The sequence below is a fragment of the Methylomonas sp. BW4-1 genome, assembly GCF_052474385.1.
Map to the genome: position 1 here is coordinate 2,892,295 of NZ_CP184125.1, position 16,732 is coordinate 2,909,026.

The following is a 16,732-nucleotide window of genomic DNA, read 5'->3' on the forward strand; positions in this document are numbered from 1 at the left end:
AGGACGAGCGGGATTTTCAATCACGGCGGGGAGTATGTTGCAGGCCCTCCATGCTTCGACCTTGCTCAGCACCAACAGTCTACCCCACAACGGCTATTTTTAGGTTGATCGGCACAGCCACAAAACGGTATCGGTGATGCAATTGGCTAAGATACCGTGGACCGGACCGAACATGCGTGTACGCTTTGACGTGAGGTAGCAACAACCTGGCGTGGGTATCAGCCCAAGAATTAGCTACGGGTAGACAACACCAACCAGCTTTCGCTCATGGATTGAGCCGGTGACGTTAGAAAGCCACCGGGATAGGTGCGCCATCCCTGGCGATCATCCCTAAAACAAATCCTAACGCTACAAGTTTTTAGACTTGCAGGGGCATTTCAGGCCTTAAGCTGCTACCGCCGCTTTACGGCGACCGCCAAAACCGATCATACCGGCCATCGCGCTACCGAATAACCAAACGGCGCCAGGAACTGGCACAGCGGCAATGGATAACTCATAGCCGGAGACGTTTGCATTCCATCTGCCGACGCCGTTACCACCCAGCGCAATCGTATAAACTTGGCCTGCCTCTGCGAAAAACTCAAGATAATTCACAGCATCGACGGTAGCGTCATGAGTCAGGTACTCCATACCGGAACCAACCCCCGTGTTGTAGAAAGGGTTGCTGGTATTTTCCGGCTTGCCGGTGTTATTCCAACTACCGTGGTGGCTATAAGCTACCGAGTTGGTAGTATCCATACCTTTAAACACGGTAACGCCAAAATTACCGTTAATGGTGCCCAGCGAGGTCAGGTTCAGACCTCAGTACAGTAGAGATGTCGGATTTAATCAAACCCATGTCAATTTGGTGTTTCCAACCGGTTGGACCTGTTGCGGTAGGTACGCCATTAGCATCCAGACCATTATCTTTCCAAGCACCAGCGCCGGTATCAATTTCCGCTGCCACGCCATAATCAGCCAGTGCGTCGGCGGCAGACACCTCCAAGGTTCCTGGTCCGTGAATCGCCGCAGCCCAGTTCAAATGCGCGCGACCGGTATATCCGAACGGCAACGCACCGCCTGCTGTACCAAGCCAAGGCACTTGGGTACCTTGATAACCGCCGCTTTCAGGGCCGGTAGCAATGGTATCGACATCAGGACCGTCATAAGTGTAATTCCAACCATCGGTTGCACTGGCCGCCGTTGTCGTGAAGGTGTTGTACATGACGTGCGCCGATGCGGTAGATGCACCCGCTGAAAGCGCAACACCCGCGACCGCCATGGAAACAGCTTTAGCCAATTTTGTTTTGATCATACGTTTTTTACCTTAAATCTTAAGTTTTGGGGAGAAAGCACCTTAAGCCCAGGACTTAACAATCTTGTAAGCCATCACTGACAGGCGCCTGTCTCCCTAACGCAATCCTTATGCCACCTATAAAACGTATTAATTACAAACAATTAGAATTTACTTATTCTCAACCCCTAATCAAATTCCGTGATTTAGCTCACAAAAAACAGGTGAAATAACATAATTTAGATTTTTCCCTTACCCGAGCAACCGTTTCCGACCAAAGTTCGAGAGCAACACAAATTTAGGTGTAACACGGTATTGAAAACATCAGCGGCAAGTCATAGAGCCATCAAACGCCCAGAGTAGCTATCGTCTCAACCTACGTTCTAAATCCAGCAGACGCTGGGTAGTCTGCAACACCGTATCCGGATTCAAGCTCATCGAATCAATGCCGATTTCGACTAAATATTCGGCCATTTCCGGGTAATCCGACGGCGCTTGACCGCAAAGACCTGAATGCCTGCCGTTGCGGCGAGCACCTTCCACCGCCAGGCGAATCATGGTCTTCACGCCGGCATCTCGCTCGTCGAAGTCGTTGGCAACGATTTCCGAATCCCGGTCCACACCCAAAGTCAATTGGGTTAAGTCGTTGGAGCCGATAGAAAAACCGTCGAACAATTTGGCGAATTCGTCGATCAGGATGACGTTATTCGGTATCTCGCACATCACGTAAATTTCCAGGCCGTCATCCCCGCGCTTTAAACCCTGCTCCGCCATGTAAGCCAATACCCGCTCGGCCTCGTCTATCCGCCGACAAAAGGGGATCATCAACACCACGTTCTTCAAGCCCATCTGCTCGCGCACGCGCTTCATTGCCGCGCATTCCAGTGCAAACCCCTCGGCATAAGCCGGGTGCACATAGCGCGAAGCACCGCGAAAACCGATCATCGGATTCGCCTCGTCGCGCTCGAACCAACGTCCGCCCAGCAAGGTGGCGTATTCGTTGGTTTTAAAATCCGACATCCGCACCACCACTGGCTTCGGATAAAACGCTGCGCCGATGGTGCCGACACCTTCCGCCAGACGTTGAATAAAGAACTCTTCCGGTCGGGCATAGCCTTCGGTCAACTGCTGCAGTTGCTCCAGTTCGCCGGCATCCGCGACTTTTTCGGGATGAATCAACGCCATTGGATGGGCCTTGATGTACTCGGTGATGATGAACTCCATCCGCGCCAGGCCGACGCCGTCGTTGGGCAGGAAGCTGAGTTTAAACGCCAACTCCGGATTACCCAGATTGAGCATGATCTTGGTTTTTGGCCGCTGGAGCTGCGACAAGTCCGTCTGTGTCACGTCAAAATCCAGCCGGCCGGCATAGACCTTGCCGACATCGCCTTCCGCGCACGATACCGTGACCAGGCTGCCGCTCGCTATCGCGGCTGTCGCGTTCTCGCAACCGATCACCGCCGGCACGCCCAACTCGCGGGCAATGATAGCCGCGTGACAAGTGCGCCCGCCGCGATTGGTGACGATGGCGGCGGCAGTTTTCATCACCGGTTCCCAATCCGGCGTGGTCATATCGGCCACCAACACTTCGCCGGGTTTGAAACTGCCGAGTTTGGCGACGTTGTCTATCACCCGCGCCTGCCCGACTGCAATCTTGCTGCCTACGGCATGGCCTTTGACGATGGTGTCGCCAGATTGTTTGAGTTGATATTGTTCCAAGACATTGCCAACCTTTTGTGAGGCCACGGTTTCCGGGCGGGCCTGCACGATATACAGCTTGCCGTCCAAACCATCCTTGGCCCATTCCATATCCATAGGCCGGCCATAATGGCGTTCAATTTTCAGCGCGTAATCGGCCAATTGCAGCACTTCCGCATCATCGATACAAAATTGCCGGCGCTCGTGATTTGAGGTGGCGACGTTGCGAATCGGTTCGCGAGTGCGGCCGTCGCTATAAATCATCTTGATTTTTTTAGCGCCCAGCGTACGCCGCAATACGGCTCGATAGCCTTGGGCGAAAGTGGGTTTATGCACGTAAAACTCGTCCGGATCGACCGCGCCCTGCACCACGTTTTCACCCAAGCCGTAGGCCCCGGTGATAAACACGGCATCGCTGAAGCCTGACTCGGTATCCAGCGAGAACATCACGCCGCTGGCCGCCAAGTCGGAACGTACCATTTTCATCACCCCAATCGACAAACCGATTTTGAAATGATCGAAGCCCTGATCCAGCCGATAATGAATCGCCCGGTCGGTAAACAGACTGGCAAAACAACGCTTGCAGGCATCCAGTAAAGCTTGGCCGCCGCAAATATTCAGATAGGTATCTTGCTGGCCGGCAAAGCTGGCGGTCGGCAAATCCTCCGCGGTCGCGGAACTGCGCACCGCGACGGTTAAATCGTCTTGATATTGTTGTTGTAATTGCCCGAAAGCATCCAGAATTTGCTGCTGCAAATCGGCCGGCAACGGCGCCGCATACACCAAATCCCGCGCCTGCTGCGCACGGTGCACCAAGTCTGCAACATCGTCCGCATCGACGTCGTCGAGTAAGGCGTGCAAACGCGGCCAAGCATCGGCTTGGTCCAGCATATAACGGTAGGCTTCGGCGGTAATCGCAAAACCATTGGGGACCATCACCCCATCAGCGGCCAACTCGCGATACATCTCGCCGAGCGAGGCATTTTTACCGCCGACCAGCGGAATATCGTTAATGGTAAGTTCTGCAAACCAGCGGATGTATTGATTGTGCGTGGACATGTTGCGCTCCTTGGCTGTTGTTATGCTTTTCCTGATAAGCATACGCCGTTGACAGTAATCGGCAAGGGTCTGGAGCTATCGCCTGGGGCGGGTGTAATTCCGGTAAGCGAGGTTTTAGCGAAATTTTAAAGCGGGTGGATTGTGAAGGTCAGGGATAACTCCCCGCCCCGCCAAGAATCGGTGAATTATTTACGCAACAGATAACCGATTATCCCGCCTGTCGCCGCGGACAAGATCGACATCGCCCACTGTTTTTCCTCCGCGCTGGTGGTAGTTGCCACCAAAGTGGCGTAGCACAACCATACGATTAAAACCACAAAACCAAGCGCAACAACGAATAGCGCTAAATCCTTGAATAAGCGGACATTCCGTTCGGCGTCGGTTTCCTGACGGTCAACCGAAACGCTGAACGTATGATTGGGCGGTGGATTATTGAGATCGATATGGCTCATAAGCCGATAATTTCGGTTTCCAGCTTTTGGGTTTCGGGTTCGACCAAACCGATTTTCAGGCCGCGCCGACGCCCATCCTTGGCCGCCAAATACAGGGTGATCGCTTTGCGCAAAATTTCGCTTTTATTGGTTTCTCCTTCCTCAGCGGCCTTGTCCAGTTCGCGATTCAGATCATCGGACAACACAACATTGAAACGTACAGACATGGGCAGTTCCTCTTGGTTAAATGATGTGTTTTTTGTACAGATATTTTACACATCAGGCAAGCAGAATGCTTGGGCTCCAGCCTGTCGAGTTTAATCAATTCGAAACCTGCTTGGCTGTCGCACATTTAGCCACGCCGAGCCGGTTCCGGGCAGTATGAGCCAAGCGTCAATCTCACTGACCTAAACCCCGCCCATAAGGTTTCGGACGGGGTTTGGAACGGGTTTTAAACCATCGGGCCGGAAGCCGATCCCTTGCGTTTAGGGATTAAAACTCAATCGTGCGGGTACGGTAATTTCGTGCCGCAGCGCGGCCGGAGTTTTGAATTCCCACGCAGCGCGTGGGAACGAGAACAGCCCCCTGGTTCCCAAGCTCCCGCTTGGGAACCAAACACTTGGGAGCTCTTGCTTCCTGTAGAGTTAGAAAGCTGGAGCTTCCAAGGCCGAGGTTCCCAACCTAGAGGTTGGGAACCAGAAAGACTAATACTCCACTCTTACTGATCCCATAAATGTCCTCGGAGTGCCGACTTCGATAGCATTACGGCTGAAAGCCGCGCTGGGAAAATACTCTTTGTCGAGCAGGTTGTTGACATTCAACTGAGTAGTCAATTTGCTGCCGCCAACTTTCCAAGAATAACTGGTCAATAGATTTACCGTCGCATAGCCGGGCAGTACGACGTCAGTGTTACTTGTTTCGGTAGTTTGCGAGCCGCGAACCAGTACCCCACCACCGAACTTCAAGCCTCGCAACGTACCAGCTTGTAGCTCGTAAGTGGTAAACAAACTGCCACCATGTTTGGGAACTCCTGGCAAGCGTTGACCATTTTCACCCGGATAACCTTTAATAACTTTCGCATCGGGTGTATAAGCATAAGCACCGATTATGTTCCATCCGGGTAGGATTTCTCCTTTTACATCGGCTGTTTTAGCCTCTCCTATCGCTCTTGCGTCGATAAAAGTCGGTGGCTGATAAATTGCCATATTTTGCTTGGTCAGATCGAACCAAGCCAACGTAGCCATCAATTTTTTGTCGAAGAGTTCTGTCTTGGCTCCAAACTCCCACTGCTGTGCAGTTTCAGGACTTAATAACGAACCACCAATTGATCTACCAGATTGGACACCAACAAAGTTTTCAGTGTAACTGCCGTACACACTAAATTCCGGAATAGGTTGCCAGATCAAACCGCCGCGAGGTGTCAAGCTATCCTGCATGGGATTTTCAGTAACCGTCCCACTGACAAGATCGACATATTCATTTTCCGCACCGTCATAACGAAAACCCGCCAGCATAGAAAAGTTAAATGGCAATTTGATTTGATCTTGTAGATAAAGCCCGAACCATTGCTCCAATGCTGAGCTATTAACAACGGGTGCATTAGCTATTTGATTTTGGATGGCATTAGCTCCGAGATAAGTAGGATTATAAATATCGACGGCATTGAAATAATATTGCTCAGTACCTTGCCTAAAGGTACGAAAATAGTCCCCCCCTAATAGTAACGTATGCTGTAATCCCCATGTATCGAAATGCCCCGTCAAATTGATCGCATTAAAATAGCTGGCATCATCTTCCGGCGGGCGATGTCCGACCACGCCAAATATATTTAACATTCTGTTGTCAGTATTTAACCCTGTCGGATTAGCTGCGTAAGTCTCTATACCATTGTAGACCGCGGTGAAACGATGGCTGAGCGTCCAATTGTCATTAAAGGCATGAGACCAATTCATGCCAACCAGAACCCGTTCGAAAGTACTTCGCGGGTCTGCTTCACCTAAAAATCGACTGCGTGGTACATCGGCTGGTCGATTGCCAATTGCAGGTATGCCTCGGTCAAATACCACATGACCGTAATCGTATTCCAATTCAAAATTCACCTGGGTTTTAGGGCTAATGTTCCAAGTAACCGTCGGTGCGATAAAAATACGGTCGCTGCTTACCATGCCACGAAACGAGTTGGCATCCTTATAAGCCAGATTAATACGGTACAGTAACGATTTGTCGTCGGTAATCGGCCCGGTGGCGTCCACAGTGGTGCGATAGAAGTCGTAAGAACCGAATTGTTGTTGTAAGGAATAATACGGCGTTGCCAACGGTTGTTTGGTGACGTAATTGACCACACCGCCGGGCGCAGTCAGTCCATAGAGTAGAGAAGCTGGGCCTTTCAAAGCTTCTACACGTTCAACATTCGCCAAATCCCGGCCGCCCCAAGCCCCTCCCAACGGGAATGGCGCACCATTGCGATAATCGCCTGCGGGATAATTATCAAAACCTCGTCGTCTTGACCAGTCCAGCCAATCACCCGAATTTGCAGTACCTTGATAGATACCGCTGACATAATTCAGCGCGTCGCCCGGACGGACAGCTTGCGTGTCTTCCAAAACCTGTTTTGGCACGACCTGCACCGAGAACGGTGTTTCCATGATCGGCGTGTCAGTCTTGGTCGCAGTGGAAGCATTAGGCAGGCTGTAATCAGCGTTATAAGGATCAGTCGAATCATAAACAGCCCTCCCCATCACCGTTACCGCCGGCATCGTCGTCGCCGCGCGCGGCTCGGCATTCGCTGCTGGTTCCAGCGTAAACGTATCATCCGCCGTTTTCCGCACCGTCAAGCCCGAATCCTGCAACATCCGCTGCATGGCCTGCTCCGGGGTGTATTGGCCGGACACTTGGCTGGAGCGGCGTTTACCGACCAGGTCCGCCGGGTAGAGCAGGCGCAGGTTGGTCTGGTAGGCGAGTTCGGTCAGCGCGCTGTCCAGGGCTTGCGCCGGGATGTTGAAGGCTTGCGCAGCGTCGCCGGCCATCGCCGCCAGACTGACCGTGCCGAGCAGGAATAATGCGGCAATAGGCTTGGGTTTAAACATACGGGCCTGGCCGGGATGGACGCTGCCGGTATCGAGTGATTTTTTCATCTGTAATCCTTAACGTGGCGGCGGCACCATTGCCGCGTACCGGTTAAGACGGACGGCTGGAAAAATCTTGTAATGGCGGCGGGATTTTTTTTGCGCTAGCCGTGCAATATGGTTAACCAAGGCGTGATTTGACTGATTTTTACCGAGAGGATTTGTTGCAGCATCGCCAGCGTGGCGGCGCGGTCCGCCAGGGGGAAGACGCCGCTGACCCTTAGCGCCGCCAGCTTGGCGTCGCTGATAACGATCTTTCCGGGAAAATAGCGGTCCAGTTCCGCAACCACATCGGCCAGGGCTTGATTTTTAAAGACCAGTTTACCGCGTTGCCAGGCGGCGCTTTGCTGGGGATCGGCCGGCACTGCAGCTTGCAAGCCGTTGGCGGCACTGTAAACCGCTTGTTGCCCTTCTTGAATGCGGGCGTCGGGCGGGTAATCCGGGGCCTGCAGACCTTTAACGCCCACCGCGTGTTCCTGCACCGTGATGCGGACGGAGTGGTCTTGCTGCAGTACTTCAAAAACCGTTCCTAAGGCTTTGACCACTGCGGTATCGGTGGCAACCTCAAACGGCCGTTTACGGTCGGCGGCGACCTTGAACAAGGCCTGGCCGTGTTTCAATATCAGTTTGCGGCCGGTATCCGAATAGGTAATCGTCAATGCGGTATCGGTATTCAACAGTATCTGGCTGCCGTCGGCCAAGGTCACGGTTTTCTGTTCGCCGACAGCGGTGTAATAGTCGCTGAACCAGCGGTCGCCAAGGCCGGAAAACGGCAAAACCAGCGCCAAGGCAACAGCTGCCGCGGCAAAGCCGCGCCAGAGGGGCCGGCTAAATCGGCGGCCCATGGCTTGCGTCGGTATCGGCAGATCCGTTACCGCCCAGCCCTCGCCCATGTCCAGCCACAGTTGCTCGGCCTCGGCAAAGGCGCGACGGTGCGAGGGGCTGCGATTTTGCCATTCGGCGGCCGCGCGCCGCTCCTGCTCGCCGGCGTTTCCGGCGCGCAGCCGTATCACCCAATCGATGGCCTGATCGGACAAGGTGGTGATTTCGGAAACGGGTGCGTTACTCATCGGCATAAGGTGTGGACGGTTGAAACTATTATGACGGATGACGCGGCGGTTCTTGCTGATATTTTCCGGGCGGTCGGCATGTGCCTCAATGTTGCTTGAGCCTGTCCCGACAATGCCGCATGGCCCGCGCCAGATGCTTGGCAACCATGCTTTCCGAGATGCGCAGGCGGGCCGCGACTTCGATATGGCTGAGGCCTTCGACCCGGTTCCAGTAAAAAGCCAGACGGCAGTCTTCGGGCAATTCCGCCAAGGCCTGATGAATGGCTTGCAAACGCTGGTTCTGTTGATAACGCTGCTCGGGGCCGGGCGACTGTTCGGGAACGGCGTTGAAGGTGTCGTCGTCGACATCCTGCTTGAGACGATTGGCGCTAAGGCGTTGGTAGTCGATCACCAGATTGCCGACAACCCGAAACACGAAGGCGCGCGGATTCTCGATAGAATCCTGGGTTTGCTGGCGACTCAGCCGCAAATAAGCATCTTGCAGTATGTCCGCGGACAGGTCCGCCGAACCCAGTTTACGCACGATAAAACGACTGAGCTCATCACGATGTTTATCGATGAATGCCGCAATTTGTTCTGCGCTGAGTTCGGCTTGCTCGCCGCTGTCGGAAGGTTTTGCGGAAAATACTTGGTCGGACATGTGCCATCGCTGCGTTATTGTCCGGATGTTACCAGCACGATACGCGCCCAATCGCACAAGCAAATAGAAATCAGGCAATTAAGCTTTTTTGCCGGCGCATACAGGGAATGACGGGTGGAGAAAATACGTGATATGCCACAGCGCTTTGCGGCGAATCCCTGATTGGCAGCGACATTCTAGGTTTGGTTACGCCCCGTGCGAAAGTATCGAGAATGTGTTTTGGTAAATCAGCGGGCAATGGTGCCGGGCGCACCAAATCGCACGCATGCTGAGCGCGTTGAGCCGAATCCGCCAGAACATCGGCATCTAACGTATCGAATAAAGCGCGGCCAGGCTGCAGCTAGAAGCGGTCAACCTCAGCAGCGGCGAGCAATTGGCAAGCACTTCGCAGCAGAAACAAACCGAATCGGGCTATCCGGAAAGTGGACTAAAAACGCCTATTGCAATGGCTGGGCAGCTGCGACGACCTGATTGCGACCAGCGTCCTTGGCTAGATAGAGCGCTTTGTCCGCCGCCCCGATCAAGGCCACCGGGGATAGGCCGTTTGCCGGGTAGGTGGCTACACCAAATGATGCGGTGACATGGATACTGATGTCGGCAACGGCAATGGGCTGCGCACCCAACGCCAAACGTATCGATTCGGCGCGTTCACTAGCGGTTTGCAGCGAAGTATCCGGCAACACCAGAAAAAACTCTTCGCCGCCATAACGGCAATCCAAATCGCTGGCGCGGGCATGACGCTTCAGGATGTCGGCAAATGCTTTCAAAACTGCATCACCGGCCTGGTGTCCATAACAATCATTGATCATTTTAAAATGATCCAGATCGCTCATCACCACGCTCACCTCGTAGCCTTGTCGCTCTGCCAAAAGCAATTCACGTTCCAAATTCTCGTTGAGGAACAGGCGGTTATACAGTCCGGTCAACGGATCATGAATCGCCTGATATTGGAGTTGCTCGTGTAGCGCTTGGACTTGCCGCTCAGAGCGCAATCGCTCGCTAATATCCGCCAAGACCGCTATCAATGCAGGCTTGCCACCAATATCTATGGCCGGACTCACCGATACCTCCACCGTGATCATTTGGCCATTCCTACGCACGGCGTTGGCGACAAAATTAATTTTGGCAAGCTCTTGGTTCAGCGCTTTCTGCATCGCTGCGCGTACGGTAGGTTCATCGGCATCGCTGACGAGTTCCATGATGTCCATCGTCATGAGTTCATCGACCGGGTAATCGAAGATTGCCGCGAACTTGGGATTCACATAATGAAAGCGGTCTTCGATAATCATGGTGATACCGACCAAGGATTGATCCAGCACCCGGTGAAATTTCTCCTCGGCTTCCTGCAGGGCCCGATTGATCTTCTCGTTTTCCCGCAATGCCGCATCCAGTTCCTTTGTCCGCGCCCGCACCAAATTTTCCAGCATAATGGTGGTTTGAAACTGATCAAAATCCGAATAGTGTTGAGTGGAACTATGCTCTACTCGATTCATTAAGGCTTCCACCACCTTATTCAGGCGAACGATTTCCGCCCTTAATTCGCTCTCTATATCGAGTGCATCTGTATCAATCATACTCGTCACACCTATCTACTGCCCCGATGGCAACCGCGGCGAAGGTCTGATTCACATGCACGCCGCGAAACTGTTCGCCATAAGTATTGAAACCTATCACCTTATTATCACTCAGGATTTGTTCAGCCTGCGCCGTCAACCCGCGCTGCACCAGCTCGAGCTTTCTAAGGATGCAATCGCAAGCGACAACGACCTGAGGTTGGCCTATCTCGGCCCGAACTTCGGCAAAAACCTGTTGCAGACTTTCGATAGGATCGACGCCCAGCGCCACTCTCAATACCAAGCCTTCCTCAATCGCGCAGTAAAAAGTCAGGCTTTGATCTTGGTTGGCGCTACGAATCGCCCGCACATAATAGTTTCCGTCGATAGATACCACGACCGGCGCCGCGGCAAAGTGCGCATGGCTTAAAGCGTCTGTCGAAACCCCAATGAGTCTGGCGTATTCCGGCGCGGCTGGTAGACCGTTGATTTCATATACGACGCGGCGTCTGGCATCGGCGAGAGTGACCACCAATCTTTCCGCGGTCGGCTCAAAATGCTGGGCTTTGAATATTTTGAACGGTAACGAGGTATGCACCAGCAACAACACGGCACTGTCGGTATGAAAGTCGCCCTCGCAATAAACGTATGTTTTATGGAACTGCAAGTCGTCGGCCGCCGAGCCGCCAATCATGGCGATATTGCCTAATGCGTCTTGTATCGCATGGGTGACCTGCTCTTCACGGACCGATAAGCCGTCGATCAACAAAAAACCGAAGCAATTTTCGGCATTAAGATGCGTCACTCTATGTTGCAAGCCATACAAAAGCTCGTTGGCAAGCGCGTGCCCTTCGGCGATGCGAAACTGTTGCAAATTAGGGATTAGGCCACTGGTCGCCATAAAATCCGGTGCGGAAAAGCCGACACCTACCAGGCTTTGTTGACGTAATCCTGCACCGCCAATTTCGCCGGAAGTCGTACAGCCAAGCACTTGGATACCTTGAAATCGACGCCTTATTTCGGAAGCCAGCACAGTTCGGTCATAACTATTCGAACAAAAGAAAATGACCAAGGTGGTGTCGGCGTGCTGCAAACCTAAAGCAAGCTCTTCGACCGCCCGCTGGGGGTCAGCTAAACAGGAATGGGCAATGCGAATTGCCGTGCGGGGACTCATCTGCGTTCTCGGCAGTTACTGTTGACGAAGTAGGGAAATATTCTACAACCGGGCTCCAGACCATGCTGTAGAAAAATCGAGATTTGTCGTTATTTGCTTACAAAAATCATCTGGATCGATGACAGAAATTGACCTGACTAGCCGTTCAACCATTCCATATAAAGTTGTACGCCTTGCTCGACGGTTTGGAATGAATGTTTGCAACCAGCGGCGCGTAATTTATCCAGATTGGCTTCGGTGAAGCTTTGGTAGCAGCCTTTCAGGTGCTCGGGGAAGGGAATATATTTGATATGCCCGCGCTGGTGAAATTTGATCACCGCATTGGCTACGTCATTAAAGGTTTGGCTACGACCCGTGCCACAGTTGTAGATGCCGGACACTTGCGGGTTATCCAGAAACCAAAGATTAATATCTACCACATCGCCGACATAAACAAAATCGCGGCGCTGCTCGCCGTTGCCGTAACCGTCGCAACCTTCGAATAAGCGTAATTCGTCGGAATCTTTGATCTGATTATTCAAATGAAAGGCTACGCTGGCCATGCTACCTTTGTGGGCTTCGCGCGGACCGTAGACATTGAAGTAGCGTAAACCCACCACTTGCGCGGTCAATTTTTGCTGTCTGCGCAAATATTGGTCGAACTGAAACTTGGAATAACCGTAGACATTCAGCGGACCTTCATAAGCCAATTCTTCCTTGAAGGTTAAATCGGCACCATAAGTAGCTGCGCTGGAGGCGTAAATGAACGGGATTTTATGGCTTTGGCAATAATGAAACAGCGTTTTGCTGTATTCATAATTGTTGTCCATCATGTAGCGGCCGTCCCACTCTGTCGTGCTGGAACAGGCGCCCTGATGAAATATGGCTTCTATCGATTCTGCTTGGAAAGCACCTTGTTGCAGTCGTTCCAAAAAGGTGCTTCTGTCCAGATAGTCCGCTATATTGCACTCGACCAAGTTCCGGTATTTGATACCGTTAGTCAAATGGTCGACGACCAAAATATCATCATAACCGCGGGCATTCAGGCCCAATACCAGATTGCTGCCAATAAAGCCGGCGCCACCGGTTACGATGATCACGGTTTTACTCGGCTACCACTTTCACCGGCAGCGTAATAACGACGTCGGTATGCAGATTGATAGCAATGTCGTATTCGCCGATGTTACGGATGACGCCGTTTGGCATACGGATTTCGTGCTTCTCAACTTTTACGCCGGCAGCGGTAATGGCATCAGCAACGTTTTGTGTACCAACAGAACCGAACAAACGGCCTTCGTCGCCGGTTTTGTGGGCAATGGATACGTTCAATTTGCTGATTGCTTCGCCGCGAGCAGTCGCAGCAGCCAATTTTTCAGCCGCTTGTTTTTCCAGCTCGGCGCGACGCTCTTCAAACTCTCTGATTTTCTTGGGCGTAGCAGGCACTGCTTTGCCTTGCGGGATCAAATAGTTTCTGCCATAACCCGCTTTGATGGTTACTTTATCGCCCAGGTTACCCAGATTGGCGGTTTTTTCCAGAAGAATGACTTCCATCGTTTTCTACCTCTTAGATCGACTTGATTGTCGAAAAATCGGGAGCTTACGCTCCATTTGGTTTTAGTTTATTTCGTAAGTCCAGCCAGGTGTCAGTCAGTCCGCATAACACGATCACCACCATCACATGCGGGATCAACATCAATGTGACATATAAAAAAGGCACCATGAAACGACTACCCTTCATCACCGAGAACGCCGCGTGCAACACTGCGGTGCCTATCATTGTGTAGGTCACCAGCAGCACCAGTAGCACGTTCCAACAAAGTTCCGCGGTTTTACCGGAAGTCAGCATGGCTACTCCGGCCACCAACAAGGTGCCTAATGTCAGATGCACATGCCCTTTCAACGCCAAAAACTCGGCTCTGAAACCGCCCGGGTTGTATAGCGCTGCTTGCCACCATCTGGCCAAAAACAAACCGAACAGCAAGCCGTAAACGCTGCCTGCCGCGGCAACTCCGGACATGAAATGCGCCAACAATTCTGCAGACTGCCTAATTTGCTCAAGCGGCACATCGGTTTTGCCTTCAAGCATGGGCTGCAGCATAAAGCTCAACACTTCGCGCCAAAGCTGTACCGGCTGGTCCCGAATCATGTAAATACCCAGCACCACCGCCACACCCAGCAACACGGCAATTTCAATTGCCAGTGTCAGATAACGGCCTTCGCGCAGTACTATCGAAATCAGCCAAACCGGTAGCCAAAAGGCCAGACCGTAAAGCAATGCGTACTGGTAATTACCGATCAATAAGGTGCTTAAGACGGCGGCAGCCAGGCATGAGCACATCAGCACATACAAGCCTTCGCTAGCCCCACGCCTCAATGTTACCAATGAGACAGCGGCTGAACTTACGATACTGACAGGAGGAAACAGCAGCGATAGCAAGGCCAGGCTGGATGCGACCGTCATGGCCTGCATCCGTCCTTTCATAATGAAAGTAGCCAGAAATTGCACGCGCTACGCCCCCCGTGCTAAATCACTTGTGTGCGTCGCAGAACGGCAACAAAGCCAGAAATCGCGCTTGTTTAATCGCAGAAGTCAACTGTCTTTGATATTTCGCACTGGTACCGGTAATGCGGCTAGGAATGATTTTGCCGGTTTCGGTAACGTACTCGCTCAATAAATCCAGATCTTTATAATCGATTTTGATCGCGTCTTCGCCGCTAAAACGGCAACCTTTTTTGCGTCTAATGTTGTTACGTGCCATCACAATTCTCTTGGTTCAATGTTGATTATTCGGAATCCGCTACGACTTCAGTCTCGACGACTTCTACTTCAGCTTCTTCGGTTTCTTCTTCGACTTCTTCCTTAACGCGGCTACCGGCTTTTTGACCGTCGTTACCGCTGACAGCAATCGCAGAAGGCTCGGTTACGGCCGCTTTTTGCGCCAGAGTTTGGCTACGCAGAATGGCGTCGTTGAAACGAAAACCGCTTTCCAGTTCTTCAAGAGTGGCTTGATCGCATTCGATGTTCATCAACACGTAGTGTGCTTTATGAATTTTTTTGATAGGGTAAGCCAAATGTCTACGGCCCCAATCTTCCAAACGGTGAATTTTGCCTGCGGCTTCTTCAACGGTGGATTTATAACGTTCTATCATAGCCGGCACCTGAGCACTTTGGTCAGGGTGGACTAAGAAGACAATTTCATAATGTCGCATGATTTCTCCTTACGGGTTTAAAAGCCTCCCATCCGTTTGAACAGTGAGGCAAGGGTGGGGATAAATTCCCCAAAAAGCTGGGCATTATAGAAATAGGCGCTGTTTTTGCAAAGCAATTTTTCAACAGCGCCTAAAGTTGACTAGGCAAACAGACTCAATAAGCCATTGCTGGCGATGGCGCGGCCTGCTTCAATTTCATCGAGAATAGCGTTGGAGGCATCGGTTGCCGCACTATCGGCATGGCCTTGGCTTTGACTATTGCCACCGCGATTTTGCTCGCCGGCCATTTGGAAGGACTCGCGCCCCGGTCTTTGTTCTGATTGTTGCTGGGAAACATTAACATCCGCCAAATTCAAGTTTTGCCCACCCAACATTTCCCGCAACTTGGGGATTGCCGCTTCGATTGCGTCCCTGACCGCCGCGTGCTGGGCGGTGAAGACCACATTGGCTTGATCTTGATTGACATCGATCTTGATGGAAATAGGGCCGAGATGCTCAGGATTCAGGCGAATTTCAGCGGAAGGCACCGCTTGTTTATGCATCCACAACAATTTTTCACCCAGCTCGGTGTTCCATTCAGGATGAGTCAAATGTTTTTCCATCGTCGGCGCTGACGTTTGCCCGACGCTATTTACCGATTTATTCAGCTGGTTGATGTCGGCCGTCATTCTCGATAACCCCACATCAGCCTCGCTACCGCCAATTTGCTGTTTCGGCACATCGCGCTGCTCGGTTTGAAAAGTATCAGCCGCGCTGTCTTGCGCAAATTGCGGGGACGCGCCGTCTTCGGCGGCCAGGGTTTTGGCAAAACCGCTCTCCGCTACCATCGTCTTCCGCCCTTCATCAGCGCCACTCAATGCCGTCAACGCCTCTTTTTTGGCATCCATACCCAACAGCTCCGGATTGTTTTTGATGGCAGACATCGCCTCGCTGGTTGCTACCGCTGATTTCAGCGCGTCGTTAACAACACTCACGCTATCCGCCACCGGCAAGGGCTGAGCTTGCGTGCTTACATACATCGCAGCATTCACCGCCTGCTCATCATGTGCAGCCTCGGTATTTTCCGTCACTATATCGGCAAGATTCTCTTGATTGGCCGATGCAACCGGTAAAACCGGAGCTTGCGGCGCGGCACCGGTGGCCTCCAAGCCTTGCAAGTATTGCAAAACATCCGCCAAGGCTTGCATGGTATCGTCGAGATTAATATCCTGATCAAGTTTGGTTGCCGTCGGCAAACTCTTGCCGAATAGAGCGGTAAAATCCTGCAAGCTTTGACTGTTCAGAGCATCCGTCCCCAATCCGCCCAGCTGCTGTAAATTCGCCAAGCCGGCGTCACCGGCCGCCCCTTTACTCAATAAACTGTTTTGCAATTGTGCCAGCTGCTCAAGCAGCGTCGCCGAAAACACGCCACCACCACCTTCGCCCAATAGAGCTGTCGTCGCAGCACCGGCGCTATCGGCAGAGGCTAATAGAGACAGCGGATTTAAACCTTGGATATTCATGGCATTTCTCCTGACATT

Annotated in this window: 16 protein-coding genes; all 16 read right to left on the reverse strand. The window is 52.3% G+C overall.

Annotation, left to right across the window (positions count from 1 at the left end; translation table 11 throughout):
* Positions 1–384: 384 nt before the first annotated feature.
* Positions 385–738, reverse strand: coding sequence for a PEP-CTERM sorting domain-containing protein (locus tag ACH5Y9_RS13340; protein ID WP_445366404.1), 354 nt, complete (start codon positions 736–738; stop codon positions 385–387).
* Positions 739–769: 31 nt separating this feature from the next.
* On the reverse strand, positions 770–1,294 hold the full coding sequence (locus ACH5Y9_RS13345) for a hypothetical protein (RefSeq protein ID WP_445366405.1): 525 nt from the start codon (positions 1,292–1,294) through the stop codon (positions 770–772).
* 342 nt (positions 1,295–1,636) lie between these two features.
* Positions 1,637–4,030, reverse strand: coding sequence for a phosphoenolpyruvate synthase (gene ppsA, locus ACH5Y9_RS13350; protein ID WP_445366406.1), 2,394 nt, complete (start codon positions 4,028–4,030; stop codon positions 1,637–1,639).
* Between the two features lie 185 nt (positions 4,031–4,215).
* Positions 4,216–4,482 carry a hypothetical protein gene (locus ACH5Y9_RS13355; RefSeq protein ID WP_445366407.1) on the reverse strand — a complete coding sequence of 89 codons (267 nt, stop codon included), beginning with the start codon at positions 4,480–4,482 and terminating at the stop codon, positions 4,216–4,218.
* A complete protein-coding gene (locus ACH5Y9_RS13360) occupies positions 4,479–4,688 on the reverse strand; it encodes a ribbon-helix-helix domain-containing protein (RefSeq protein ID WP_020482455.1) in 210 nt (69 codons plus the stop codon). Before ACH5Y9_RS13360 ends, ACH5Y9_RS13355 begins: the two co-directional genes overlap by 4 nt.
* 477 nt (positions 4,689–5,165) lie before the next feature.
* Positions 5,166–7,595, reverse strand: coding sequence for a TonB-dependent siderophore receptor (locus tag ACH5Y9_RS13365; RefSeq protein ID WP_445366408.1), 2,430 nt, complete (start codon positions 7,593–7,595; stop codon positions 5,166–5,168).
* A 95-nt stretch (positions 7,596–7,690) separates the two neighbouring features.
* Positions 7,691–8,656, reverse strand: coding sequence for a FecR family protein (locus ACH5Y9_RS13370; protein ID WP_445366409.1), 966 nt, complete (start codon positions 8,654–8,656; stop codon positions 7,691–7,693).
* Between the two features lie 85 nt (positions 8,657–8,741).
* Positions 8,742–9,296, reverse strand: coding sequence for an RNA polymerase sigma factor (locus tag ACH5Y9_RS13375; protein WP_445366410.1), 555 nt, complete (start codon positions 9,294–9,296; stop codon positions 8,742–8,744).
* Between the two features lie 437 nt (positions 9,297–9,733).
* Positions 9,734–10,870 carry a GGDEF domain-containing protein gene (locus tag ACH5Y9_RS13380; protein WP_445366411.1) on the reverse strand — a complete coding sequence of 379 codons (1,137 nt, stop codon included), beginning with the start codon at positions 10,868–10,870 and terminating at the stop codon, positions 9,734–9,736.
* Positions 10,863–12,023: a nitric oxide-sensing protein NosP gene (gene nosP, locus ACH5Y9_RS13385; protein WP_445366412.1), complete on the reverse strand. Its 1,161-nt coding sequence runs from the start codon at positions 12,021–12,023 to the stop codon at positions 10,863–10,865. The genes ACH5Y9_RS13380 and nosP overlap by 8 nt, the downstream gene beginning before the upstream one ends.
* A 137-nt stretch (positions 12,024–12,160) precedes the next feature.
* Entirely contained in the window at positions 12,161–13,102 is a 942-nt protein-coding gene (gene rfaD / locus ACH5Y9_RS13390; protein ID WP_445366413.1) for an ADP-glyceromanno-heptose 6-epimerase, read from the reverse strand.
* 4 nt (positions 13,103–13,106) lie between these two features.
* Entirely contained in the window at positions 13,107–13,553 is a 447-nt protein-coding gene (gene rplI / locus ACH5Y9_RS13395; RefSeq protein ID WP_033157343.1) for a 50S ribosomal protein L9, read from the reverse strand.
* Positions 13,554–13,599: 46 nt separating this feature from the next.
* Positions 13,600–14,463 carry a hypothetical protein gene (locus tag ACH5Y9_RS13400; protein WP_445366414.1) on the reverse strand — a complete coding sequence of 288 codons (864 nt, stop codon included), beginning with the start codon at positions 14,461–14,463 and terminating at the stop codon, positions 13,600–13,602.
* Positions 14,464–14,530: 67 nt separating this feature from the next.
* Positions 14,531–14,761 (reverse strand): 30S ribosomal protein S18, encoded by a 231-nt coding sequence (gene rpsR, locus ACH5Y9_RS13405; RefSeq protein ID WP_020482464.1) that lies wholly within the window; start codon positions 14,759–14,761, stop codon positions 14,531–14,533.
* Between the two features lie 25 nt (positions 14,762–14,786).
* The gene (gene rpsF / locus ACH5Y9_RS13410) at positions 14,787–15,212 is read right to left on the reverse strand and encodes a 30S ribosomal protein S6 (protein WP_020482465.1); all 426 of its coding nucleotides are present in this window, start codon (positions 15,210–15,212) and stop codon (positions 14,787–14,789) included.
* A 140-nt stretch (positions 15,213–15,352) separates the two neighbouring features.
* Positions 15,353–16,714, reverse strand: a complete 1,362-nt coding sequence (locus ACH5Y9_RS13415; protein ID WP_445366415.1) for a flagellar hook-length control protein FliK — start codon at positions 16,712–16,714, stop codon at positions 15,353–15,355.
* Positions 16,715–16,732 lie beyond the last annotated feature (18 nt).